At 71.5% G+C, this 23,199-nt stretch carries 21 protein-coding genes and 2 tRNA genes; 17 read left to right on the top strand and 6 right to left on the bottom strand.

Features of this window, described 5'->3' with window-relative positions:
• The first annotated feature begins 63 nt into the window (after positions 1-63).
• From ACZ5GT_RS07935 to ACZ5GT_RS07915, 5 genes are all read left to right on the top strand, one after another.
• Positions 64-2,259 (top strand): ATP-dependent DNA helicase UvrD2, encoded by a 2,196-nt coding sequence (locus ACZ5GT_RS07935; protein WP_469016563.1) that lies wholly within the window; start codon positions 64-66, stop codon positions 2,257-2,259.
• Between the two features lie 205 nt (positions 2,260-2,464).
• Positions 2,465-2,749 (top strand): hypothetical protein, encoded by a 285-nt coding sequence (locus ACZ5GT_RS07930; RefSeq protein ID WP_469017007.1) that lies wholly within the window; start codon positions 2,465-2,467, stop codon positions 2,747-2,749.
• Positions 2,750-2,925: 176 nt separating this feature from the next.
• Entirely contained in the window at positions 2,926-3,294 is a 369-nt protein-coding gene (locus ACZ5GT_RS07925) for a WhiB family transcriptional regulator (RefSeq protein ID WP_360752754.1), read from the top strand.
• The gene (locus ACZ5GT_RS07920; RefSeq protein ID WP_469016560.1) at positions 3,291-3,614 is read left to right on the top strand and encodes a hypothetical protein; all 324 of its coding nucleotides are present in this window, start codon (positions 3,291-3,293) and stop codon (positions 3,612-3,614) included. Before ACZ5GT_RS07925 ends, ACZ5GT_RS07920 begins: the two co-directional genes overlap by 4 nt.
• A gap of 147 nt (positions 3,615-3,761) precedes the next feature.
• Positions 3,762-4,016 (top strand): hypothetical protein, encoded by a 255-nt coding sequence (locus ACZ5GT_RS07915; protein ID WP_469016557.1) that lies wholly within the window; start codon positions 3,762-3,764, stop codon positions 4,014-4,016.
• 108 nt (positions 4,017-4,124) lie between these two features.
• Here ACZ5GT_RS07915 and ACZ5GT_RS07910 read toward each other — a convergent pair whose 3' ends face one another.
• Complete coding sequence (locus tag ACZ5GT_RS07910) at positions 4,125-5,495, bottom strand: ABC1 kinase family protein (protein ID WP_469016554.1); 1,371 nt, start codon at positions 5,493-5,495, stop codon at positions 4,125-4,127.
• Positions 5,488-6,705 (bottom strand): TOMM precursor leader peptide-binding protein, encoded by a 1,218-nt coding sequence (locus ACZ5GT_RS07905; RefSeq protein ID WP_469017004.1) that lies wholly within the window; start codon positions 6,703-6,705, stop codon positions 5,488-5,490. Before ACZ5GT_RS07905 ends, ACZ5GT_RS07910 begins: the two co-directional genes overlap by 8 nt.
• A 403-nt stretch (positions 6,706-7,108) precedes the next feature.
• On the opposite strand from ACZ5GT_RS07905, the gene ACZ5GT_RS07900 reads away from it, so the two are divergent.
• From ACZ5GT_RS07900 to ACZ5GT_RS07885, 4 genes are all read left to right on the top strand, one after another.
• Complete coding sequence (locus ACZ5GT_RS07900) at positions 7,109-7,705, top strand: M48 metallopeptidase family protein (protein WP_469016548.1); 597 nt, start codon at positions 7,109-7,111, stop codon at positions 7,703-7,705.
• A gap of 132 nt (positions 7,706-7,837) precedes the next feature.
• On the top strand, positions 7,838-9,559 hold the full coding sequence (locus ACZ5GT_RS07895; RefSeq protein WP_469016544.1) for a TerD family protein: 1,722 nt from the start codon (positions 7,838-7,840) through the stop codon (positions 9,557-9,559).
• A 13-nt stretch (positions 9,560-9,572) separates the two neighbouring features.
• Positions 9,573-10,253 (top strand): AIM24 family protein, encoded by a 681-nt coding sequence (locus ACZ5GT_RS07890; protein WP_324787609.1) that lies wholly within the window; start codon positions 9,573-9,575, stop codon positions 10,251-10,253.
• Between the two features lie 18 nt (positions 10,254-10,271).
• Positions 10,272-11,027 carry an AIM24 family protein gene (locus tag ACZ5GT_RS07885; RefSeq protein WP_469016540.1) on the top strand — a complete coding sequence of 252 codons (756 nt, stop codon included), beginning with the start codon at positions 10,272-10,274 and terminating at the stop codon, positions 11,025-11,027.
• A gap of 71 nt (positions 11,028-11,098) precedes the next feature.
• On the opposite strand, the gene ACZ5GT_RS07880 is transcribed toward ACZ5GT_RS07885, so the two are convergent.
• Both ACZ5GT_RS07880 and ACZ5GT_RS07875 read right to left on the bottom strand, forming a co-directional pair.
• Positions 11,099-11,620, bottom strand: a complete 522-nt coding sequence (locus ACZ5GT_RS07880) for an NUDIX hydrolase (protein WP_469016537.1) — start codon at positions 11,618-11,620, stop codon at positions 11,099-11,101.
• A complete protein-coding gene (locus ACZ5GT_RS07875) occupies positions 11,617-13,050 on the bottom strand; it encodes a zinc-dependent metalloprotease (protein WP_469016534.1) in 1,434 nt (477 codons plus the stop codon). The genes ACZ5GT_RS07880 and ACZ5GT_RS07875 overlap by 4 nt, the downstream gene beginning before the upstream one ends.
• Positions 13,051-13,241: 191 nt before the next feature.
• On the opposite strand from ACZ5GT_RS07875, the gene ACZ5GT_RS07870 reads away from it, so the two are divergent.
• The 4 genes from ACZ5GT_RS07870 (at position 13,242) to ACZ5GT_RS07855 (ending at position 16,377) form a co-directional block, all read left to right on the top strand.
• Positions 13,242-14,354, top strand: coding sequence for an SDR family oxidoreductase (locus ACZ5GT_RS07870; RefSeq protein WP_469016530.1), 1,113 nt, complete (start codon positions 13,242-13,244; stop codon positions 14,352-14,354).
• A 90-nt stretch (positions 14,355-14,444) separates the two neighbouring features.
• Positions 14,445-14,903, top strand: a complete 459-nt coding sequence (locus tag ACZ5GT_RS07865) for a molybdenum cofactor biosynthesis protein MoaE (RefSeq protein WP_469016526.1) — start codon at positions 14,445-14,447, stop codon at positions 14,901-14,903.
• 178 nt (positions 14,904-15,081) lie between these two features.
• Positions 15,082-15,213 (top strand): hypothetical protein, encoded by a 132-nt coding sequence (locus tag ACZ5GT_RS07860; protein WP_469017016.1) that lies wholly within the window; start codon positions 15,082-15,084, stop codon positions 15,211-15,213.
• 66 nt (positions 15,214-15,279) lie between these two features.
• Positions 15,280-16,377 (top strand): YlbL family protein, encoded by a 1,098-nt coding sequence (locus ACZ5GT_RS07855; protein ID WP_469016521.1) that lies wholly within the window; start codon positions 15,280-15,282, stop codon positions 16,375-16,377.
• A 186-nt stretch (positions 16,378-16,563) separates the two neighbouring features.
• Here ACZ5GT_RS07855 and ACZ5GT_RS07850 read toward each other — a convergent pair whose 3' ends face one another.
• A complete protein-coding gene (locus ACZ5GT_RS07850) occupies positions 16,564-17,106 on the bottom strand; it encodes a PPA1309 family protein (RefSeq protein ID WP_469016514.1) in 543 nt (180 codons plus the stop codon).
• Between the two features lie 163 nt (positions 17,107-17,269).
• On the opposite strand from ACZ5GT_RS07850, the gene ACZ5GT_RS07845 reads away from it, so the two are divergent.
• From ACZ5GT_RS07845 to ACZ5GT_RS07830, 4 genes are all read left to right on the top strand, one after another.
• Positions 17,270-20,212: a UPF0182 family membrane protein gene (locus ACZ5GT_RS07845; RefSeq protein WP_469017001.1), complete on the top strand. Its 2,943-nt coding sequence runs from the start codon at positions 17,270-17,272 to the stop codon at positions 20,210-20,212.
• Between the two features lie 43 nt (positions 20,213-20,255).
• A tRNA-Met gene (locus ACZ5GT_RS07840) sits at positions 20,256-20,329 on the top strand.
• Positions 20,330-20,537: 208 nt separating this feature from the next.
• Positions 20,538-22,349: a tetratricopeptide repeat protein gene (locus ACZ5GT_RS07835; protein ID WP_469016507.1), complete on the top strand. Its 1,812-nt coding sequence runs from the start codon at positions 20,538-20,540 to the stop codon at positions 22,347-22,349.
• Positions 22,350-22,521: 172 nt separating this feature from the next.
• Positions 22,522-22,595, top strand: a tRNA-Met gene (locus ACZ5GT_RS07830).
• 130 nt (positions 22,596-22,725) lie between these two features.
• Here the strand turns inward: ACZ5GT_RS07830 and ACZ5GT_RS07825 are convergent.
• Positions 22,726-23,142, bottom strand: a complete 417-nt coding sequence (locus ACZ5GT_RS07825; RefSeq protein WP_324787600.1) for a Fur family transcriptional regulator — start codon at positions 23,140-23,142, stop codon at positions 22,726-22,728.
• Positions 23,143-23,199: the final 57 nt, after the last annotated feature.

Genomic DNA, 23,199 nt, shown 5'->3' with positions numbered 1-23,199 from the left:
CTGTCGGACCGTGCCTGTGGACAACGGGCTCACCCGTCTCGGGCGACCTGGCAGCATGGCGGTGTGACAGCAGCAACGCACTCCACCTTCTTCCCGCAGGTACCGGACTCGGCCGACGCGGTGCTCGACGGGCTCGACCCCGAGCAGCGCGAGGTGGCGACCGCCCTGCACGGTCCGGTGTGCGTGCTGGCGGGCGCCGGCACGGGCAAGACACGGGCGATCACCCACCGCATCGCCTACGGAGTGCGCGCCGGCATCCTGCAGCCCTCCAGCGTGCTGGCAGTCACCTTCACCAACCGTGCCGCGGGCGAGATGCGAGGCCGGCTGCGCCAGCTCGGCGCGCAGGGCGTCCAGGCCCGCACCTTCCACTCGGCCGCCCTCCGCCAGCTGCAGTACTTCTGGCCGAAAGCGATCGGCGGTTCCATGCCCCGGCTCGTCGACCGCAAGATCCAGCTCGTCGCCGACGCGGCCGCCGCCTGCCGTATCCGCCTCGACCGCGGTGAGCTGCGGGACGTCACCGCGGAGATCGAGTGGTCCAAGGTCACCCAGACCGTCCCCGCCGACTACGCGCTCGCCGCCGCCAAGGCCGGCCGTGAGGTGCCGCGCGACCCGGCGGAGGTCGCCCAGCTCTACTCCGTCTACGAGGACCTCAAACGGGAGCGGGCCGTCATCGACTTCGAGGACGTCCTGCTGCTGACCGTGGCCATCCTCCAGGACCGGCACGACGTCGCCGAGCAGGTCCGCTCCCAGTACCAGCACTTCGTCGTCGACGAGTACCAGGACGTCAGCCCCCTCCAGCAGCGCCTGCTGGAGCTGTGGCTCGGCGACCGGAACAACCTGTGCGTGGTCGGCGACGCCAGCCAGACCATCTACTCGTTCACCGGGGCGACCCCCGACCATCTCCTCGACTTCCGCACCCGCCACCCCGGCGCCACCGTCGTCAAGCTGGTCCGCGACTACCGGTCCACCCCCCAGGTGGTCCACCTCGCCAACGGCCTGCTCGCCCAGGCCCGCGGACGCGCGGCCGACCACCGCCTGGAGCTGGTCTCCCAGCGGGGGGCGGGCCCCGATCCCGTCTACACCGAGTACACCGACGAACCCGCCGAGGCCGAGGGCGCCGCCCGCCGCATCCGCGACCTCCTCGACGCGGGCGTCCCCGCCAGCGAGATCGCCGTCCTGTTCCGCACGAACGCCCAGTCGGAGACCTACGAGCAGGCCCTCGCCGACGCCGGGGTCCCCTATCAGTTGCGCGGCGCCGAGCGGTTCTTCGAGCGGCCCGAGGTCCGCAAGGCGAGCATCGCCCTGCGCGGCGCGGCCCGCTTCGGCGGCAACGACTCCCTCCTCGACGACACCGTGGACCTGCCCTCCCAGGTGCGCGCCGTGCTGTCCGGGGAGGGGTGGACGCCGCAGCCGCCGGCCGGTTCCGGCGCCGTCAGGGAGCGCTGGGAATCCCTGGCCGCCCTGGTCGGCCTCGCCCAGGACTTCGCCGCCGCCCGGCCCGGCGCCACCCTCGGCGACCTCGTCGCGGAACTCGACGAGCGGATGAGCGCCCAGCACGCCCCGACCGTGCAGGGCGTCACCCTTGCCTCCCTGCACTCGGCCAAGGGCCTGGAGTGGGACGCCGTCTTCCTGGTCGGCGTCGCCGAGGGCATGATGCCGATCAGCTACGCCAGGACCGACGAGCAGATCGAGGAGGAACGCCGCCTCCTCTATGTCGGCGTCACCCGCGCCCGGGAGCGCCTGTACGTCTCCTGGGCCCTTTCCCGCTCGCCCGGCGGTCGGCCGAACCGTCGCCCCAGCCGCTTCCTCGACGGCCTGCGCCCCGGGTCCGGCGCCACCGTCGGCCGTTCGGCGGCGGGCGTGTCCGCGGGCGTCGAGCGCGGCACGACGCGCCGGGCCGACGCCACGCCGCGGCGCACCCAGCGCACCCCGGCCCGCTGCCGGGTGTGCGGACGCACGCTCACCGACGCGGGTGAGATGAAGCTGATGCGCTGCGAGGACTGCCCCTCCGACATGGACGAGGGTCTCTACGAGCGACTGCGCGGCTGGCGTGCCGTCCAGGCGCGGCGCAGCGGACAGCCCGCCTTCTGCGTCTTCACCGACAAGACCCTGATGGCGATCGCGGAGACGGTGCCGGACGACGCGTACGAGCTGGCCCGGATTCCCGGGGTGGGCAGACGCAAGCTGGACCGTTACGGGGCCGAAGTTCTGGCCATCTGCGCCGGTCAGGACCTCGTAGAGGACGGCGACGACGACTGATTCGAACTCGTCGAAAAAATAGTTTGCGCATGCCCGGGCGATCCCCATAGGTTCATAGCCACGGGGACAGAGGCCTTCTCGTAGGCCCTGAATCCGTGATGTACTTGCATTTCCGTCGGACTGGATCACCCCCAGTCCCCCGAGACGCCGAGAGGAGGCGAGTCCAGTGATCAACATCAACGCCGGTTTCATCAGCACCGTCAAAATGACCGATCGCTCGGTCGTCGCCTCCCTGTGCATGCTCGGCGCCTCGAACCAGGGCACCGGTCTGTCCGGCATTCGTGCCGTCCGTCCGGCGTCCTCCGTGTCTCTCGCGGGTCTTCCCGTTCGTGAGCGCGATGAGCGACCGACCAAGGCACTGGAAGCAGTAGCGGCACAGGCGCAGGCCTATGCCTTTACGGCAGCCGGTGCCGGCAGCCGGAAGCAGACGACGCAGCACCACCTGATGTGGGCCTTCCGTGGGCCAGAACCCTGGAGTGATCCAGCCTGATCGTCGATCAGGCCGGCGCCTTCAGGGCCGCGGAACCCCATCCGGGATCCGCGGCCCTTCTGTTTTCCCTCAAGCGGGACGACGGAGCCGAAGGGGCCTCGGGACAAGAAAAGAACCCGGTACCAGCCGCCACCCGGCCCAACAGGGCCGGAACGACCAGACGAGGAAGACGAACCGTGCAACTCGAAGCGCACGCCCCGTCCGTACCGCCTTCCGAAACGATCCCCCCGCCCGGCCTCACGGAGGACTCCGCCTTGACCCCGCTCACCGCGCTCACCGCGCTCGACGACGCCATCGAGAACCTCGGCGTACCCGTCCCCTGCCGTTCCTACGACCCGGAGGTCTTCTTCGCCGAGTCGCCGGCGGACGTCGAGTACGCCAAGTCCCTCTGCCGCACCTGCCCGCTGGTCGAGGCCTGCCTCGCCGGTGCCAAGGAGCGGCGTGAGCCCTGGGGCGTCTGGGGTGGCGAGCTGTTCGTGCAGGGTGTCGTCGTCGCCCGGAAGCGGCCGCGTGGCCGCCCGCGCAAGAACCCGGTCACGGCATGAACACCGCAGGAACCATCGACCGTCCCCTCACGCACGACCCCAAGAAGCAGGCCCCGATGAAGCCGTCCACCACCGAGCCCGCAGGCTCCGCGATCGAAGATTTCACCACCACCGGCGCGACCGACTCGCGTCAGAACAGGACCCGAGAGATGCAACTCATCCAAGAAGCCCTGGCTCGTGCCCATATGCACGACCGGCTGCACGAGGCGGAGCGGGAACGCCGGGCGGTGCGCCTGGCGGCCGCCCGCCGGATGCAGCGCCGGGCCGAGCGCGCCTCGCTGCGCGCCCGCCGGGCGCTCGCCATGGCGGTCATGCAGTGACCCGCCTCGTCTGAGGCAGCGGCCTCCCCGCCAGGGGAGGCGGAGTTTCCCGCGGGGGCCGGTCCGTCCGAACGGACCGGCCCCCCCGGTGCTGTGTCCGCGGGATCCGATCCGCCCACGGCGGCGTGGCGGCGTTATCGTCGCCGGATGACGAGTCCTTCCGGAGACAGTGACGGCGCGGGCTCCCGTGACACGGGCTTCCCTGACACCGGCTCCCTCGACGCGGGTTCCCCCGAGGAGCCGGGCGTGCTGGTGTGCGCCCGCTGCGGCGCCCGGGCCGACGCCCCGCGGCCCACCTGGACCTGCTCCGTGGAGAACGGCGTCCGCCAGTACCTCTGCGACGCCTGCTCCCGGGAGAACCTCAGAGCCATCGAAGGCAGGCTGGACTCCGCCTGGTGGTGAGCCGGGGACATCAGGCCGGGAGAGGTCAAGGCAGGGGAGCCCAGGACCGGCGAGGCGGCCGGAGCCGGGATGCCGGGATGCCGGGATCAGGAGTCCGCGGCCGTGACCTCATGCCTCCGCGGCAGTCTCCTCCTCGTCCAGGTCGTCGTCGGGCAGGAATCCCGGCAGCCACTCCTCCAGTTCCTCGCGCAGCCGCACGGTCGACCCCAGCTGACACAGCACGCCGATCGTGCTGAGCGTCACCCGGTGGATCAGCAGGTAGGCCGGGGGCAGGTTGAGCTGCTTGCCGAGCTGATAGGCGGGGGAGCGGGGGTCCGCGATGCGGGCCGCCTGGCTGCGCATCCAGCCGCGGGTGAAGGTGAACTCGTCGACCTGGGCGGGTTCGATGATCGGCAGGAGGTAGTCGAGGACGGCCGCGGGGTCCAGCTCTATCGAATTCTTGACGAAACCCTCCGCGCAAAGCAGCTCGTAGACGGCCTCCGCCTCGCCGTCGAGGGTCATGCGCAGGGAGTCGCCGATCGGGGCCGGCAGACCGCCCGGGAGGCGGTCGACCGTGCCGAAGTCCAGGACGCCCAGGCGCCAGTCGCCCTCGCCGGAGGGATCGCCGGGCAGCAGGCGGAAGTTGCCCGGATGCGGGTCGGCGTGCAGGAGGCCGGTGCGCGCCGGACCGGAGAACAGGAAGCGGGCCAGGAGCTGGCCGGCGCGGTCGCGCTGTTCCTGCGTGCCCTCCGAGATGATCTCCGACAGCGGGATGCCGTCGATCCATTCGGTGATCAGCACCTGTTCGGACTGGTGGACCACGCCGGGCACCACGACGTCCGGGTCGTCCGTGAACTCGACGGCGTGGACCTGCTGCGCCTGGGCCTCCAGGCCGTAGTCCAGTTCCTCCGAGACACGGTCCCTGAGTTCCGTGATCAGCGGCTTGATGTCCATGCCGGGGATGAGGGGCCCCAGCAGGCGGGCGAAACGGCTCAACTGGTTCAGGTCGGACAGCAGGGCCTCTCCCGCGCCCGGGTACTGCACCTTGACCGCCACCTCGCGACCGTCGTGCCACACCGCCCGGTGCACCTGCCCGATCGAGGCGGCGGCGGAGGGCTTGTCCTCGAACTTCTGGAACAGGTCGCGCCAGTTGTCACCGAGACGTTCGTCGAGCACCGTGTGCACGGTGCGGGTCGGCATCGGGGGCGCCGCCTCCTGCAACTTCGTCAGCGCCGCCCGGTAGGGGCCGGCGACCTCCTCGGGCAGTGCGGACTCGAAGACGGACAGGGCCTGGCCGAACTTCATCGCGCCGCCCTTGAGCTCGCCGAGCACCTTGAACAGCTGCTCGGCGGTGCGCTGCTGCAACTCGCGGCCGACCAGCTCGGCGGACTCGCCGACTATCCGCTTACCGAGGCCCCAGGTCGCCCGCCCGGCGAAGCCGAGCGGGAGCGCGGCGAGCTTGGCGGTCCGGGTGACCGCCTTGCGGGGAAGATCAGACATGCGCCCTCCAGGTCCCAGCCGGCCGCGCCGCGTCCGCCTCACGGCGTGGCTCCTCCGACGACCGTAGCCCCGCCATTGTCTCGTGAGACCCCTCGTCCTTGGAGATGTGTTCCCCCTTACCTTTCTCCGCGGCCCCGCACGGGCATGCCGGGTGCGCGCGGATCCGCCGCCCGCGCCAGCTCAGGTCGGTCAGGGAGACCTCCCAGCGTACGTCGGCGCTGGACGGAACCCGGTCGGTCAGGAAGGCGAGGGCGTGCGCCGCCGCGAGGCCGGCGACGGACGACGCCAGCGTCAGATCGCAGGGCCGCACCTGCCTGGAGCGCCCCGACCCCGAGCGCCATTGCGCGACCAGCCGGGGCCAGACGGGGTCCCGGTCAGTGCGCCTCTCGTGCAGACAGCCCGCGCAGGCTGTCTCACCGGGCAGCACCAGGGGGCCCACGACGCCGGTCCCCTCCACCACACCGGCGTACAGATGCGGTATGCCCGAGGAGACGAGGGGGCCGGCGGTGGCCGGGTCGGGCGCGTGGACGGCGACATCGTCCCGCGGCGCCAGGATCACCAGGGAGAAGCCGGGCTCGCCGGAGCCGGCGGACGAGGACCGGCCGCGGCGCGGGCGGCCGGGCGCGCACCGGCGTACCGCCTGCCGCACCGCCTCGTCCCTGCGGTCGCCGACGGACTCGGCGGGCAGTCCGCCCGGAGCGACGTCCCAGGGCTCGACCCGGCCGGTGTCGCGCACGTCGACCTCGCCGATGCCCGCGCCCGCCAGCAGGCAGGCGATGAGCGCACCGACCCGGCCGGCGCCCCGGACCTGCACGCGCAGTGCGCCGCGGGCGGCCAAGCGTCTGATCGCGTCGCCCGGTGCGGAGGTGACCAGGGACATCGACGCCAGATCCGGGCGCAGCCGGTCGAGGACCGGCTTCCTGGCGCGCAGGGCGTCGGCGGCGGGGCCGCCTCCCTTGGCGTCGTCCAGGAGGCCGGCTCGGGACAGCCGGTCCACCAGTCCGTCGACATGACCGTCGGGCAGGTCCATGCGGCGGCCTTCCTCGCGCAGCAGCGGCATGCCGCGGGTGCCGTCCAGGAGGTCGAGGAAGCTGCCCGTCGCCGTGTCCATCGGGCCCAGCGTCATCGCGTGCGCCGGGGTCATCCCGAACTGCACGGTGTTCAGGTCGCGCCAGCCGCGCCTGAGCGCGGGTTTCACGAGAGGAACCAGCGACCCGGGCGGAGCAGGAGAACCGACCGACTCCGCCGCGTCCACCGCGTCCGCCGACCCCATGGCGTCCATCGCGTACACCGAGTCCGTCGAGTCCGTCGAGTCCGTCGCGTCCACCGCGGTCATCGACGTGCTCGTCCCCGTCGGATCCCTTCCGTCGGTCAGCTGCATGACAGGCCCCCGTAGCCCTCGAAGAACATTCCGGTCTGCCGGTGGAGCCCGGTCGATGGTGGCCGGTCGGGCTCCACCGGCGAGAGCCAGCATGCCCGGGCGGGCCGGCAGCCGCCGAAAGTTGTCCACAGGCGGTGGGTATTCGTCGTACGAATCAGGCGCTCGGTGGGCGCCGGCAGCGAACCGTTCCGGAGTCAGGACTTCCCCCGCGTGCAGCGGGTACGGTCAGGGCGTGCCCGCCGACCCACCGCACCGCGCCGGAACACCACAGCGCAGCACGACGAGCCAGCCGCCGAACGGCTCGGGGACGAGCGCAATCGAGGTCCGCAGGAGCGACCGTCGCCGCAGAACGGTCTCCGCGTACCGCGAGGGCGATCGCACCGTCGTGCTCATCCCCGCCCGGATGTCCGAGGCGGAGGAGCAGCGCTGGGTGAGTGTCATGCTCGACAAGCTGGCCGCGCAGGAGAGCAAACGAGTCCTCGGCGACGACGAGCTGACCGAACGCGCCGCACGGCTGTCGGAGCAGTACCTCGGCGGGCGGGCGCGGCCCGCCTCGGTGCGCTGGGTGACCAACCAGAACACCCGCTGGGGCTCGTGCACCCCGGCCGAGGGCAGTATCCGCCTGTCCCACCGGCTGCAGGGCATGCCCGAGTACGTCGTCGACTACGTCATCGTCCATGAGCTGGCCCATCTGCTGGTGCCAGGGCACGGGCAGCGTTTCTGGCGGCTGCTGGAGGCGTACCCGCGCACCGAGCGGGCCCGCGGCTACCTCGAAGGGGTGGCCGCCGCCGGCCGGCTGCCGCACCCGCCGGCCGCTCACGGCGAGTGAGAGTCACCGCCGGCACCTCGGCCGCGGCGCTGCTGTTGTGTACCGGGTGTGTACCGACCTCCTCCGGTGTCCGAGTTTGCCGTTAGCCTGGCGCGACGCACTCACATTCGGGATGGGGGACGGTCGTAACGCATGGCCAGGGAATTCCAACGCGGCCACAAGGCCAGGATCAGTGACCTCACCGCGGGCACCGATCTGTACGTAGGCGTGCAGATCTCCGGCCCGGGGCTGACCTTCGACATCAGCTGCTTCGGTCTCGACGCCGACGAACGGCTCTCCGACGACCGTTACTTCATCTTCTTCAACCAGCCGAAGTCCCCCGAGGAGTCCATCCAGCTCCTGGGTGCCCAGGCGGGCGACACGGAGTCCTTCCGGGTCACCCTCGACAGGATCCCGCCGCAGATCCAGAAGCTGTCCTTCACCGCGACGATCGACGGCGCCGGCCAGATGTCGCAGGTCGGCCCCGGCTACCTCCGCATCGTCGCGGGCGGCGAGGAGGTGGCCCGGTACTCCTTCAACGGGTCCGAGTTCTCCACCGAGCGGGCCGTGATGCTGGGCGACCTCTACCTGAAGGACGTGTGGCGGTTCGCCGCCGTCGGGCAGGGCTTCGACGGCGGCCTGGAGGCGCTGCTGAAGAACTTCGGCGGCGAGGTCCTGGAGGAGGAGGCCCCCGCGGCTCCCGCGGCTCCCGCGGTCCCGCAGCAGCCCCAGGCCGCCGCCCCCAGCTTCGCGCCGCCCGCGTTCGCCGCCCCGGCCGCCCCGCCGGCCCCGGCGCCCGCGCCCGCCGCCCAGGGCTTCGCGCCGCCGCCCGGCGCCACCCCGCCGCCGCCCCCGGGAGCCACCCCGCCCCCGGCCCCGGCCCCGGCGCCCATGCCCTCGGTGCACGCGGCGCCCACCATCGTCGGGCCGCTCACCCCGCACGGCGGCTCCCCGGTCCCGCCCCCGGCGCCCGCCCCGTACGGCCAGCCGCCGCAGCAGCAGCCGTACGGCCAGCCCCCGGCTCCCGGCCCGGCCGCACCACCGCCGCCGCCCGGCTACGGCCAGCCTCCGATGCCCCACGCGCCTCAGGCCCCGACCCCGCCGCCCGGCTACGGTCAGCCGCCGCAGCCTCCGGGCTACGGCCAGCAGCCCCCGTTCGGCCAGGTCCCGGGCCAGCAGGCGCCCTACGGTGCTCCGCAAGGCGTGCCGCAGGGCCCCGGTGTGACCGCCGCCCTGTCGCAGTACAAGGAGACGCCGACCGGGCAGCGCTGGACGCAGCAGAACCAGAAGCTCGTCCGCGTCGACCTCGGCATCGGGGGGCAGCCCGTGCTGGCCCGGCAGGGCAGCATGGTGCTCTACCAGGGCAAGGTCGACTTCAGCTACAAGGGCGCGGGCTTCGCCGGCCGGATCGTGGGCAACGCGACCGGCCAGGAGATGCAGCTGATGCGCTGCACCGGTCAGGGCCAGGTCTTCCTCGCCGAGAACTCGACCCACCTGCACCCGGTCGAGCTCCAGGGCGACGCCATCTGCGTCTCCGCCGAGAACGTCCTCGCCTTCGACGAGAGCCTCCAGTACGAGGTCCGCCGCATCGAGGGCCACGGCATCCCCGGCGGCGCGCTGTTCACGATGCAGTTCCAGGGCACCGGCACGATCGTCGTCAAGACGCACGGCACGCCGGTCGTGCTGCCCGTCACGCCCACCACGTTCGCCGACGCCAACGCCGTCGTCGCGTGGTCGGCCGCCGCCCAGGTGATCGTCTCCAGCCAGGTGCGGATGCGCCGCAACGCCTACCCCGGCTCCACCGGAGAGAGCGTCAACCTCCAGTTCCGGGCCGCGCCCGGCAGCTTCGTCGTCGTCCAGCCTTACGAGATCTGAGGGAGAGCCCGTCATGAACCAGCCGCTCGCGGGCTACGCTCCCGCACCCGTCACGGCCCGCATGGAGAACCACGGCAACCACATGCTGAAGGTCGCCATGCAGACCGGCAACGACCTCCTCGCGCGCGTGGGGTCGATGGTCGCCTACGAGGGCTTCATCCAGTACGAGCCCAACCCGCCGGCCGTGCGGCAGATCGCCCGCGACTGGGTCACCGGCGAGGGCGCGCCGCTGATGAAGTGTTCCGGCGACGGCCTGCTCTACCTCGCCGACTACGGCGCCGATGTCGTCGTCATCAACCTCAACGGCGACGGGATCTCCGTCAACGCCACGAACCTGCTCGCCTTCGACGCGCACCTGCAGTGGGGCGTGGAGCGGGTCAAGGGCCTGGCGAAATTCGCCGGTCAGGGCCTGTGGAACACCAAGATCTCCGGGCAGGGCTGGGTCGCGCTGACCTCCCGGGGCAAGCCGATCGTCGTCGACTGCGGCGGCGGCGAGGACGAGACGTACGTCGACCCCGACGCGCTCGTCGCCTGGTCCCCGAACCTCAAGGTGAAGGGCAAGCGCAGCTTCAAGGCGCAGTCGCTGATCGGCCGCGGCAGCGGCGAGGCCTACCAGATGGCCTTCTCCGGTCAGGGCATCGTCGTCGTCCAGCCCAGCGAGGACAGCACCGACCGTCTCCGGTTCCGGGGCTGAGGGGGAGCCAGAACAACCATGCAGAGCTCGCTTTTCGCTCACAACGACCAGCAGACCCAGGACCGCTGGAGCCTGCAGAACAACCAGATGCTGCGCGTCACCCTTGCGGGCCAGGACGACGTCCTCGCCCGCAAGGGCACGATGGTCGCCTACCAGGGCCTCGTCGAGTTCGACGCGGAGTACCGCAGCAGCCAGCAGTCACGCGCGCGTGCGCGCACCGGCGAGGGACTGGACCTGATGCGCTGCCACGGGCAGGGCACGGTCTACTTCGCCAACCTCGCCCAGTACGTCCACCTGATGGACGTCGAGCAGGACGGGCTGACGGTCGACAGCAGCTATGTGCTGGCGATGGACTCCTCGCTGCACCACGAGGTCATCGCCGTCGACAGCCAGTACGGCATCTCCGGCTCCGGCAAGTACCAGCTCAACATCACCGGCCGCGGCAAGGTCGCCCTGATGACATCGGGCGCGCCCCTGCTGATGCAGGTGACGCCGGACAAGTACGTCAACTGCGACGCCGACGCGATCGTCGCCTGGTCGACGAGCCTGCGGGTGCAGATGCAGGCGCAGACGCACTCGTCCGGGGTGTTCCGCCGCCGCGGCAACACCGGCGAGGGCTGGGAGCTCAGCTTCATGGGCTCCGGTTTCGCGCTCGTCCAGCCGAGTGAACTGCTGCCGCCGCAGAACGCCCAGATCGGGCAGGGCATCGCCGCCCAGTACGGCATGGGGCAGCAGGGCGTGCGCAGCCAGAACCAGGGCAACGCCTGGAGCTGACCGTGGTCAGGACGTGTGAGGGGTGACCGCCACGGGCGGCCACCCCTCACCTCGTCAGGCCCCTGGACCCGTCACAGCCTGGCGAGCGTGGCCTCCAGCAGGCGCAGGACCGATGCGTCGGCCACGCCCGCCACGTCGTCGTAGGCGAACCAGCGCACGTCCAGCGACTCCTCGCTGACGGCGTGCCGCGCGTCCGCGGGCGCCAGCACCGCGTACTGGACGTCGAAGTGGCAGTGGCACGGCGGCGGGATCGGGTGCCGGTCCAGACGCACCGGGCCGCCCGGCAGCGGCGTCAGCCCTGCGATGCCGGATTCCTCGGTCGCCTCGCGCAGCGCCGCCGCCTCCAGCGAGGCGTCCGCCGGCTCGCAGTGGCCACCCGTCTGCAGCCACATCCGCAGCTTCCTGTGCAGCGTCAGCAGCACCCGGCCGCGCGACGGGTCGACCACCAGGGCGCTCGCCGTGACGTGCCCGGCCGTGCAGGCCTTCCACACGCCGTCGGGATGCGCCGCGAGGTGGTCGAGGTAGGCCTGGCGCAGCTCTTCCTGGCCCTCGTACCCCTTCAGGACGAGGACCGCGTCGTCGTGCAGGCTCACTCGGCGTCGTCGTCCTCCGTGTCGCCCGCGTCGCCCTTCTTGTGCAGGTCGGGCTTCTCCGCCGCCTCGCCGAGCATCTTGTCGAGCTCGGAGAAGTCGATCTGCTCGCGGTGCACGAAGCCGTCCGGGTCGTCCAGGTCTGAGGCCGTCGGCAGCATGTCGGGGTGGGCCCACAGCGCGTCGCGGCCGTCGACGCCGCGCGCGTCCGTGAGCGAGGCCCACAGGCGGGAGGCGTCACGCAGCCGGCGGGGGCGCAGTTCCAGACCGATCAGCGTGGCGAACGTCTGCTCGGCGGGACCACCCGAGGCACGGCGGCGGCGCAGGGTCTCGCGCAGCGCGTCCGCGGACCCCAGACGCGGCTTCGCGGCCGCGTGGACCACCGCGTCGACCCAGCCCTCGACGAGGGCCAGCGCCGTCTCCAGACGGGCCAGGGCGGCCTTCTGCTCGGGCGTGTCCTCCGGCTGGAACATGCCCTGCTGCAGGGCGTCCTGCAGTTGCTCGGGGTTCTGCGGGTCGAACTGGCCGACCACGTCCTCCAGCTTCGCGGTGTCGACCTTGATCCCGCGCGCGTACCCGTCGACGGCGCCGAAGAGGTGCGAGCGCAGCCACGGCACATGGGCGAAGAGACGCTGGTGGGCGGCCTCCCGCAGGGCGAGGTACAGCCGCACCTCCTCCTTCGGCACGCCCAGGTCCTTGCCGAACGCCTCGATGTTCACCGGCAGCAGCGCGGCCTTGCCGACCGGGCTGAGCGGGAGGCCGATGTCGGTGGAGCCGACGACCTCGCCCGCGAGCACGCCCACGGCCTGCCCGATCTGGGTGCCGAACATGGCGCCGCCCATGGAGCGCATCATGCCGATCAGCGGGCCCGCCATGGCCTGCATCTCCTCCGGCAGGACGTCGCCCATGGCCGCGCCGACGCGCTCGGCGACCGGGTCGACGAGCTCCTGCCAGGCGGGCAGCGTCGCCTCGACCCACTCCGCGCGGGACCAGGCCACCGCGGAGCCGGCGCCCGAGGGCAGCGAGGTGACGTCGTCCAGCCACAGATCGGCCAGACGGACGGCCTCCTGCACCGCGGTGCGCTCGGCGGGACCGATGCTCGAGTCCTTCGAACCGTCCGCCGCGCCCTGGGAGACGGTCTGGCGGGCGATCTGCTTGGCCATGTCCCAGTTCACCGGGCCGCCCTCGTAGGAGAGCATCTGGCCCAGCTGCTGGAACGCGGCGCCCAGGTCGGTGGGGTTCAGCGAACCGAACATGGCAGCGAGCGGATTGTCCGCACCGGGGCCGCCGAAGCCCCCGGCGCCGGGCAGCCCGAAACCGAACGGGTTGGCCGGGCCCTGACCACCGCCGCTCTCCTGGTCCTTCTGCTTGCCCTCGTCGCCGTCTTCCGGCTCCTCCGGCGGAAGGCCGAATCCGAATGGGGTGTCACTCACGGGATTCCTCGGCTGGTAAGGCCGCCGGTTGTCCCGACGGCGCGACTGCCCGATAACACCACCCAGCGTAGACACCCCGAGCCGTTCGGGCCTCGGTGCTTCGCCGACTGTCCGCCTGCGGCAGGATGGATGCCACCTGGTACGGACGCGTCACTCGCATCCGTACTGAAGACAACCGCTGGAGACGCCCGGTGAGTTCCCCAGATCCGCAGGTTCGCGCAGCGCGAAACCGGTCAACCAGTCCCGCGACACGCGGGCCCGTCGTCGCGGTCACCGGCGCCGCGTCGGGGGTGGGCGCGCTGCTCACCGAGCGGCTCGCCGCGTCCGACGAGATCAGGCAGGTCGTCGCCATCGACGAACGGCGCGGCGAGTGCGCGGCGGCCCAGTGGCACATCCTCGACGTGCGGGACCCGGCCATCGCCGACAAGCTGCGCGGGGCCGACGCGGTGGTGCACCTGGCCCTCGACCTGGACCTGGAGACCGACTCGGCGGCCCGTTCGGCGTACAACGTGCGCGGGACGCAGACCGTCCTGACGGCCGCCGCGGCGGCCGGCGTCCACCGGGTCGTGCTGTGCACCTCGGCGATGGTCTACGGGGCGCTGCCGGACAACGAGCTGCCGCTGTCGGAGGACGCGGAGCTGCGGGCCACCGCGGAGGCCACCGGGGTGGGGGACCTGCTGGAGATCGAGCGGCTGGCGCGCCGCGCTCCCCGTGCGCACCCGGGGCTCAACGTCACCGTGGTACGCCCCGCCGTGCTGGTGGGCGGCACGGACACCGCGCTGACCAGGTACTTCGAGTCGCCGCGGCTGCTCGTCGTCGCCGGGTCGCGGCCGGCGTGGCAGTTCTGCCACGTCGAGGACCTGTGCGGGGCACTGGAGTACGCCGTTCTGGAGAAGGTCGAGGGGGAGCTCGCCGTCGGCTGCGAGGGCTGGCTGGAGCAGGAGGAGGTCGAGGAGCTCAGCGGCATCCGGCGCATGGAGCTGCCGTCCGCGGTCGCGCTGGGGGCGGCGGCCCGGCTGCACCGCATCGGGCTGACGCCGTCCCCGGCCGGAGACCTCGCGTACACGATGTACCCCTGGGTGGTGAGCGGCAGCCGGCTGCACGACGCGGGGTGGCGGCCGCAGTGGACCAACGAGGAAGTCCTCGCGCAGCTCCTGGAGGAGGTCTCCGGGCGGCACACGGTCGCCGGCCGGCGGCTGGGACGCAAGGACGCGACGGCGGCCGGGGCCGCGGGCGCGACGGTGGCGCTGCTCGGCGCGGCGGCCGTGGTGCGACGGGCACGCAAGGCGCGACGGCGGATCTGAGCGGTGGGTCCCGTCGTCCGCCGCGGCGGGTGTCCGCCGGAGTCGCGGGGCCGTTCCGCGTTGTCGGAGCCGTGAGGCACGATGGGGCCCATGGAACCCACGCACCAGCACCCCGGTGAGCAGGCCGCGGACGACCCCGTCAAGCTCATCGGCGTCCGCGAGACGCCCCTGTCCGTGGACGAGATCTTCCGCGCCGTAGGGGACGACGCGGCCGGCGGGACCGCGCTGTTCGTCGGGACCGTGCGCAACCACGACGGTGGAGCCGACGTCGACAGGCTGGGCTATTCGTGTCATCCGAGCGCCGAGGCCGAGATGCGGCGGATCGCCGAGAAGGTGGCGGCTGAGTATCCGGTGCGCGCCCTCGCCGCGGTGCACCGGGTCGGGGACCTCGCGGTCGGGGACCTGGCGGTCGTCGTGGCCGTGTCGTGTCCGCACCGGGGGGAGGCCTTCGACGCCTGCCGGAAGCTGATCGACGACCTCAAGCACGAGGTGCCCATCTGGAAACACCAGACGTTCTCCGACGGAACCGAGGAATGGGTCGGCGCGTAGCTCGGTCCCCGGCAACGTGTCGTGAATCCTTTTGTACGACCTCGGGTTGCGTGACCCCACCCCCGCCGTGAGCGTTGTCAGTGCGCATGGTTAATCTGCTGATCAGTCAGTTGTTGCGGTCGCTCATCGGGGTCGGGAGGTCGGCATGGGCGTGCTCGTCTGGTTGTTGATTCCTCTGGTGGCTGCGATCGCCGCCGGGCTGTGGGGCAGTTGGGCCAACCGGACCAGAAAGACGCGCAGCGACGGTCCCGAGCTGGACGGGTACGCCCGGTTCCGGGAGGCCATGGAGAAGTCCCACTCGGGTACATGACACTCCGGTACATGACAGGGGTGGGGCTGACGGTGCGCTGACAGAGGCGTCCCGTACTGTCGTGGCATGCCACGCCGCACCGCGACGATGCTCGCCTCCACCCTGATGCTGATCGCGCTCCTGTGCGCGGGAGTGTTCATCCCCGTGCCGTACTCGGAGATGTCGCCGGGACCGACGGTGAACACGCTCGGGGAGCACGGCGGCGAGCCGGTGCTGCAGATCTCCGGTCGCAAGACCTACGCGACCAGCGGTCACCTGAACATGACCACGGTGCGCGTCACCAGCGCCGACTACAAGATGAACCTCGTCGAGGCCGTGTACGGCTGGCTCGCGCACGACAACAAGGTCGTGCCGCACAACACGCTCTACCCGGACGGCAAGACCGAGGAGCAGTCCAACCAGGAGAACGCCGAGGAGTTCAGCCAGTCGCAGGAGAGCGCCAAGGTCGCCGCCCTGAAGGAACTCGGCGTCCCGGTGGCGTCCTGGGTGATCGTCTCGACCGTCGTCAAGGACTCCCCGGCCGAGGGCCGGCTGCACGCCGGCGACGTCATCAAGGCCGTCGACGGCACGGCCGTCAAGGCGCCCGCCGACGTGGCGAAGCTCGTGACCAAGCACAAGCCCGGCCAGAACGTCGTCTTCACGATCGTGCCCGCCAAGGAGCAGGCCGCCGCCGAGAAGCAGCACAAGACGGCGACCCGGACGAAGAACGTGACCATCACGACCAAGGCCTCCGACGACACCGGGGAGAGGCGCGCCATCGTCGGGATCTCCGCGGGCACCGACCACACGTTCCCGTTCACCATCGACATCAAGCTCGCCGACGTCGGCGGGCCGAGCGCCGGCCTGATGTTCGCGCTCGGCATCTACGACAAGCTCACCCCGGGCAGCCTCACCGGCGGCGCGTTCGTGGCCGGCACCGGCACCATCGACGACGCCGGCAAGGTGGGCCCCATCGGCGGCATCGAGATGAAGACGGTGGGCGCGCGCGACAAGGGCGCCCGGTACTTCCTCACCCCGGCCGACAACTGCTCGGCCGCCGCGAAGGACACCCCGGGCGGGCTCACGCTGGTCAAGGTGAAGACCATCGGCGACGCCCTCGACGCGCTGAAGGACATCCGTACCGGCGAGACCTCCGACCTGCCGAAATGCGCGGCCAAGGGCTGACAGCCCAGAAACGCTGGGAAACGCCGAGCAGCGCCGAGAAACCGACGGCCGGGGAAGCGCCGGGAAACGCCGGGAAACCGGCCGGCCCAGAGCCGGCGCACCCGTTCCGGACGGGGCCGGGAGCGCCCCCGCGCTTCCCCGGCCCCGTACCGCGAGACCGTGCCGGGCGCGGTCAGTCCCCGGCGGTCAGTCCTCGAACGTGGCGGCCAGCGCCTGCGCCAGCCCCGGCACCAGGTCGGAGCCCGTCAGAACCTCCGTGGGCGAGTCCTTCTCGCGCAGCCGCAGCGCCGACTCGCGGGCGCCGTCGCGCAGCACCGCGACCGTCATCCGGACCTCCTGGCGCTCCGGGTGCTCGGCCACCCAGCGGGCCAGCCCCTTCTCGTCCAGGTCCTGGGGGACGGACGCCTCCGCCGACGGCGGCAGCATCAGGCGCTCCACGGTGAGCGCGCAGCCGGCCACCGCGTCCGGCCAGGCGATCGTGCCGAGGAACTCGTCCAGCGGCCGGCCCGCGGGGATCTCGTCCTGCTCGATCGGGGTGAGACCGGTGGTCTCGGGCTCGTCCTCCAGGCCGAGCTGGGCAGCGAGGGCAGGTTCATCAGCCCGCAGCCGAGCGGTGTCTACGAGGGCGAAGAGGCGGGCGGGCTGGTCCCAGCCGAGGCCGGAGGCGTACTCGTCGATCTCGAGCACGGCCCGGGTGAGCGGGCTCGCCGCCATGGGTGTGTTGGACATGGTCACAATCCTGCCTCGTTCCCGGGCGGAATCGGGAACCGAGTAAACGGTGAGTAAGTTGCATAGGTGTGGGCCCCCGGATCACGGGGGCCACGCCCGGTCCACGAACACGCGGGCCTGAATTGACGACAGCGACTTCGAGGTGCGCACCTTGGCTTTCCAGATGCCGGACCGCGGCGGAGGCCCCACGGGGCCGCGGATGAGAGTGGGCCGCCCGTCCCGGCGCGTCCGGACCCTGCTCATGACACTGGGCGTGCTTGCCGTTCTCGGCATGGCGTTCACCATGTTCGCGGGCTTCTGGACGGACTGGCTGTGGTACCGGTCGGTCAAATACTCGTCGGTCTTCACGACGACCATGTCGACCAAGATCGGCCTGTTCTTCGTCTTCGGCCTGCTGATGGCGCTGGCGGTCGGTGTGAACATCTGGCTCGCCCACCGCCTGCGCCCGCCGCTGAGCGCCATGTCGATGGAACAGCAGAACCTCGACCGCTACCGGATGGGCATCGCGCCGTACAAGAAGTGGCTGCTGCTCGGGATCACCGCCCTGGTCGGGCTGATCGCGGGCGCCTCCGCCTCCAGCCAGTGGCGGACCTGGCTGATGTGGGTCAACGGCGTGCCCTTCCACCAGAAGGACCCGCAGTTCCACCTTGACGTCTCCTTTTACGCCTTCGACCTGCCCTGGTACCGCTTCCTGCTCGGTTTCGGCTTCGCCGCCGCGATCCTGTCCGTCATCGCCGCCGCGCTCACCCACTACCTGTACGGCGGCCTGCGGATCACCTCCCCGGGCGCGCGTGCCACGTCCGCGGCGACCGGCCACCTGTCGGTGCTGCTCGGCATCTTCGTCGCCCTGAAGGCGGTCGCCTACTGGCTGGACCGGTACGGCCTGGCGGTGAAGTCCAGCGACTTCAAGGCCACCGACAACTGGACGGGCCTGCGGTACGTCGACGCCAACGCCTACCTGCCGGCCAAGACGATCCTGTTCTGCATCGCCGTCATCTGCGCGGTGCTGTTCTTCGCGACGCTGTGGCGGCGCACCTGGCAGCTGCCGGTGATCGGCTTCGGCCTGATGGTCCTGTCGGCGATCCTCATCGGGGGGCTGTACCCGGCGATCGTGCAGAAGTTCCAGGTCCAGCCCAACGAGCAGGCCAAGGAAGCGCCGTACGTCCAGAAGAACCTCAAGGCGACCCGCGACGCGTACGACATCGACGACGCGAAGGTCACCGAGTACTCGGGGACCAGCACCAGCACGAACAAGACCAAGCTGCGCGACGACGTGGACTCCACGGCGAGCATCCGGATCATGGACCCGAACATCGTCTCGCCCACGTTCCAGCAGCTCCAGCAGATCAGGAACTACTACGCGTTCCCGACCAATCTGGACGTCGACCGCTACAGCAAGGACGGCAAGGACCAGGACACCGTCCTCGGTCTGCGTGAGCTGAACCTGAACGGCATCCCGAAGAACAACTGGATCAACGACCACTTCCGTTACACCCACGGCTACGGCGTGGTCGCCGCCAAGGGCACCGAGGCCGACAGCGAGGGCCGGCCCGTCTTCACCGAGTCGGACCTGCCGTCCAAGGGCGACCTCGGCAAGTACCAGCAGCGCGTCTACTACGGCGAGAAGACCACCACGTACTCGATCGTCGGCGGTCCTCAGAAGGAGATCGACTACTCCGACGACAGCGGTGAGAAGACGATCAGCTACACCGGCGAGAGCGGCGTCAACCTCGCCAACCCGGTCAACCGGGCCGCGTACGCGGTGGCGTTCAGCGAGCCGCAGATCCTGTACTCCGGGGCGATCGGCGAGGGCTCGCGGATCCTGTACAACCGCACGCCCAAGGAGCGCGTCGAGGCGGTCGCCCCGTGGCTGACCATCGACGGCGACGCCTACCCGGCGGTGGTGGACGGCCGCATCCAGTGGATCGTCGACGCCTACACGACGACGAACGGCTACCCCTACGCCTCGCGCACGACCCTCGGCGACACCACGGCCGACTCGCTGACCGCGACGAACAACTCCCGCGCGGTGGTGGCCCAGCAGAACCAGGTCAACTACATCCGCAACTCGGTGAAGGCGACCGTCGACGCCTACAGCGGCGAGGTCAAGCTCTACCAGTGGGACACCAAGGACCCCGTCCTGAAGACGTGGATGAAGGCGTTCCCGGGCACGGTGAAGCCCAAGCAGGACATCTCGGGCGACCTGCTGGCCCATCTGCGGTACCCGCAGGACCTGTTCAAGGTCCAGCGTGAGCTGCTGACCCGCTACCACGTCAGGGACGCGCAGACCTTCCTGAGCGGCTCCGAGGTGTGGCAGGTGCCGGACGACCCGACCAACAAGTCGGGCGACGCGGTGCCGCCGTACTACCTCAGCATGAAGATGCCCGACCAGTCCTCCCAGGCGTTCTCGCTGACGACGACGTTCACACCCAACGGGCGTGACAACCTCAGCGGGTTCATGGCGGTCGACGCCGAGGCGGGCACGCCCGACTACGGCAAGATCAGAATCCTGAAGCTGCCGACCAACACGACGGTCAACGGGCCCAAACAGGTGCAGAGCCAGTTCAACTCCGAGCAGAACATCGCCGAGACCATCAGCCTGCTCAGCCGCGGCGACTCCGAGGTCGAGTACGGCAACCTGCTCACGGTGCCGCTCGACGGAGGACTGCTGTACGTGGAGCCGGTCTACGTGCGCGGCGGTGGGCTCAAGTACCCGCTGCTGCGGAAGGTGTTGGTCACCTACGGAGGCAACACCGCCTTCGAGGACACCCTCGACCAGGCCCTCGACAAGGTCTTCGGAGCGGAAGGCGCCACCACCACGCCACCGGACGAGTCCACGACCAAGCCGCCGACATCGGGTAACCCGACGGTCCAAGAGGCGCTCACCGACGCCCAGAAGGCCTTCGACGCCGGCCAGGCGGCCCTGAAGAAGGGCGACTGGAAGGCGTACGGCCAGGCGCAGAAGGACCTGGAGGACGCTCTGCGGCGGGCCGAGGCGGCGCAGGCCAAGGCCGACAAGACCAGCGGCGGCTCCAAGAGCAGCGCCACACCCAGCCCCAGCGGCAGTCCCAGCAGTAGCCCCAGCGGCAGTCCGAGCGGCGGCTGATCGAACGCCCCTCCCGCGCCGTGGTACGGTTGCAACACAACGGCGCGGGGTGGAGCAGCTCGGTAGCTCGCTGGGCTCATAACCCAGAGGTCGCAGGTTCAAATCCTGTCCCCGCTACTGAAGACGAAGGCCCGGATCCTGAAAAGGATCCGGGCCTTCGTCGTGTGCGAACACGTGTGCCGGGGGGCAGGTGACGGCCGCGCCGCCGTGGGGAGTTGGCCGATCTGTGTTTGACTTGTCTCTCTGTGGGCATGTCGACAAAACGCTGAAGTGACCTCACTGGCTGCGGTATACCAGGTGTACCGGGGTAGCAGGTGGTGCGACGATGGACGTTATGGGGGAGAAGGCAACTCTGTTCGAGTCAGGGCGATTTGTGCAGCCTTCCGACGGTGGGGAGGCCGGTGAGGCAGCCGAGGAGGCCGCCGAGGAGGTGCGTCGGAGGCTCGCGGCCGAGGCCGGTGACGTCGAGGCGATGAGCGTCCTCGGGGCCATGCTGCTGCGCCGCGGCGATCTCGACGGAGCCGAGCCACACCTGCGTGCCGCCACCGCCGCCGGCGACCGTGCCGCCGCCAACAACCTGGGAGTCCTCCTCCACCAGCGCGGATACCCCGAGGAGGCAGCCGGCTGGTGGCGCATCGCCGCCGTCGCCGGGTCGGCCGCGGCCGCGCACGCGCTGGGGCGCCACCACCGCGAGCGCGGGGACGAGCCGGCCGCCGAGTACTGGCTGCGGCAGTCCGCCGAGCAGGGGCACGTGCTCGGCGCCTACGCGCTCGCCGACCTGCTGGAACACCGTCAGGACTCCGCCGCCGAGCGGTGGATGCGGGCCGCGGCCGAGCGCGGGCACCGCGAGGCGGCGTACCGGCTGGCCCGCGCGCTCGACCGGAAGGCCGCGCTCGCGGAGGAGTGCGGGAGCGACGGCGGTGCCGCGCTGATGGCGCAGGCCGCGCAGTTCTACCGGCAGTCCGCCGCGCGCGGGCACCGGCGGGCCGCGCTGCACCTCGGGGCGATCCTGGAGAAGCGGGGCGAGCTGAAGGAGGCCGGGCGCTGGTACCTGACCTCGGCCAAGGACGGCGAGGCGCGGGCCGCCTGCGCCCTGGGCTTCCTGCTGCGTGACGCCGGGGACACGGAGAGCGCGGCCGTGTGGTGGCTGCGCGCCGCCCAGGAGGGGGACGGCAACGCGGCCAACGCGCTGGGGGCGCTGCACGCGGAGCGCGGCGAGACCCAGACCGCCGAGCGCTGGTACCGGGCGGCGATGGACGCCGGGGACGACAACGGCGCCTACAACCTCGGGCTGCTGTGCGCCGAGCAGGGGCGGACCGCGCAGGCCGAGCAGTGGTACCGGCGGGCGGCCTACGCGGGGCACCGGGAGGCGGCGAACGCGCTGGCGATCCTGCTGCTGCAGGGCGGTGACGCGACGGGCGCCGAGCCGTGGTTCTCCAAGGCCGCGGAGGCCGGGAGCGTCGACGCCGCGTTCAACCTGGGCATCCTCTACGCCGGCCGGGGCGAGGACGAGGCCGCGCTGCGCTGGTACGAGCGTGCCGCGGCCGCCGGCCACACGGAGGCGGCGCTGCAGGTGGGGATGGCGCGGCTGCGGGAGAGGGACGACCTCGCGGCGGAGCGGTACCTCAGATGCGCGGCCGGGGGCGGCAGCGCGGAGGCCGCCTACCGGCTGGCGACCGTGCTGGACGCGCGCCGGCCGCCGACGGCCGCGCACGAGCTCGGGGAGCCGGTGCACGTCAAGACCGAGTGCGAGGAGTGGTACGAGCGCGCCGCCACCCAGGGGCACCGGCGGGCGCAGGTGCGGGTGGGGATGCTGGCCGCGGCCCGCGGGGACGTCGTGGAGGCGGCCCGCTGGTACCGGGAGGCGGCCGAGGCCGGGTCCCGCAACGGCGCCTTCAATCTCGGGCTGCTGCTGGCCCGGGAGGGCAGCGAGCCGGAGGCGGCGCTCTGGTGGACCCGGGCCGCCGATGCCGGGCACGGCAGGGCGGCGCTGCGGCTGGCCCTCGTCTACGCGCGTCGGGGCGAGCTGGTGGAGGGGCAGCGGTGGGCCGATCGCGCGGTGTCCCTGGGGCCCGGCGAGGTCGCCGAGCGGGCGGCCCGGCTGCGGGACGCGCTGCGTGAGGAACTGTCGGCGTAACGGCCACCGGACCAGCCCCGTAGCGACCGGCCCGCCACGGAGCGCGCGCGGTCTGCCGTGGAGCGCGCCGGCCGCTACGGGAGCAGGCCCGGCGTGCGCCGGGGCGGGCCCGGCCCGCGCCGGAAGTGATTTGCCTCTGTGCACGTCCTTCACGTAGTGTTTCATTCATCGCCGCGGGGTGGAGCAGCTCGGTAGCTCGCTGGGCTCATAACCCAGAGGTCGCAGGTTCAAATCCTGTCCCCGCTACTGAAGGCCGAGGGCCGGAATCCAGATCTTGGATTCCGGCCCTCGGTGCGTTCGGCGGGCGCGTGCGGGTGTGGCTCCCGGGCAGCACAAAGCCCCGGCGTCCGCGAGGGGCCGGGGCTTCGGGAAGGAGTTATGCCGCCGCGCAGCTCGGGCACAGGCCGCGGTAGGTCACCTCGACGTCCGAGACCGTGAAGCCGAAGCGCTCCGAGTCGGGCAGGTCGGCGAGCGGGTTGCCGCTCGGGTGGACGTCCCGGATCGCGCCGCACCCGGCGCAGACCAGGTGCTGGTGCGGCCGGTGCGCGTTCGGGTCGTAGCGCTTGGCGCGCTTGTCGGTGGCGACCTCGAGCACCTCACCGAGGGAGACCAGCTCGCCCAGCGTGTTGTAGACGGTCGCCCGGGAGATCTCGGGCAGCTTGGCGACGGCCCGGGCGTGGACCTCGTCCGCGGTCAGGTGGACGTGCTCGCCGTCGAGAACCTCGGCCACGACCCGCCGCTGTGCGGTCATGCGCCATCCGCGTCCGCGCAGCCGTTCCAAAAGGTCACTCATGCGGGCCAGTTTAACAGCAAGATGCCCAGATCCTGAATAGATGTGACTTTGGAGCCG

The sequence above is a fragment of the Streptomyces sp. NPDC031340 genome (assembly GCF_055569945.1).
Note: the sequence above shows the minus strand (reverse complement) of the source record. Positions and strands in the feature narration are given on the sequence as shown.

Excerpts from the sequence above, each read along its gene's own strand:
- ACZ5GT_RS07930 (WP_469017007.1), top strand. The coding sequence starts at position 2,465 with ATGACCGATCGCTCGGTCGTCGCCTCCCTGTGCATGCTCGGCGCCTCG.
- ACZ5GT_RS07920 (WP_469016560.1), top strand. The coding sequence starts at position 3,291 with ATGAACACCGCAGGAACCATCGACCGTCCCCTCACGCACGACCCCAAG.
- ACZ5GT_RS07915 (WP_469016557.1), top strand. The coding sequence starts at position 3,762 with ATGACGAGTCCTTCCGGAGACAGTGACGGCGCGGGCTCCCGTGACACG.
- ACZ5GT_RS07910 (WP_469016554.1), bottom strand. The coding sequence starts at position 5,495 with ATGTCTGATCTTCCCCGCAAGGCGGTCACCCGGACCGCCAAGCTCGCC.
- ACZ5GT_RS07895 (WP_469016544.1), top strand. The coding sequence starts at position 7,838 with ATGGCCAGGGAATTCCAACGCGGCCACAAGGCCAGGATCAGTGACCTC.
- ACZ5GT_RS07890 (WP_324787609.1), top strand. The coding sequence starts at position 9,573 with ATGAACCAGCCGCTCGCGGGCTACGCTCCCGCACCCGTCACGGCCCGC.
- ACZ5GT_RS07885 (WP_469016540.1), top strand. The coding sequence starts at position 10,272 with ATGCAGAGCTCGCTTTTCGCTCACAACGACCAGCAGACCCAGGACCGC.
- ACZ5GT_RS07865 (WP_469016526.1), top strand. The coding sequence starts at position 14,445 with ATGGAACCCACGCACCAGCACCCCGGTGAGCAGGCCGCGGACGACCCC.
- ACZ5GT_RS07855 (WP_469016521.1), top strand. The coding sequence starts at position 15,280 with ATGCCACGCCGCACCGCGACGATGCTCGCCTCCACCCTGATGCTGATC.
- ACZ5GT_RS07850 (WP_469016514.1), bottom strand. The coding sequence starts at position 17,106 with ATGTCCAACACACCCATGGCGGCGAGCCCGCTCACCCGGGCCGTGCTC.
- ACZ5GT_RS07845 (WP_469017001.1), top strand. The coding sequence starts at position 17,270 with ATGCCGGACCGCGGCGGAGGCCCCACGGGGCCGCGGATGAGAGTGGGC.
- ACZ5GT_RS07835 (WP_469016507.1), top strand. The coding sequence starts at position 20,538 with ATGGACGTTATGGGGGAGAAGGCAACTCTGTTCGAGTCAGGGCGATTT.
- ACZ5GT_RS07825 (WP_324787600.1), bottom strand. The coding sequence starts at position 23,142 with ATGAGTGACCTTTTGGAACGGCTGCGCGGACGCGGATGGCGCATGACC.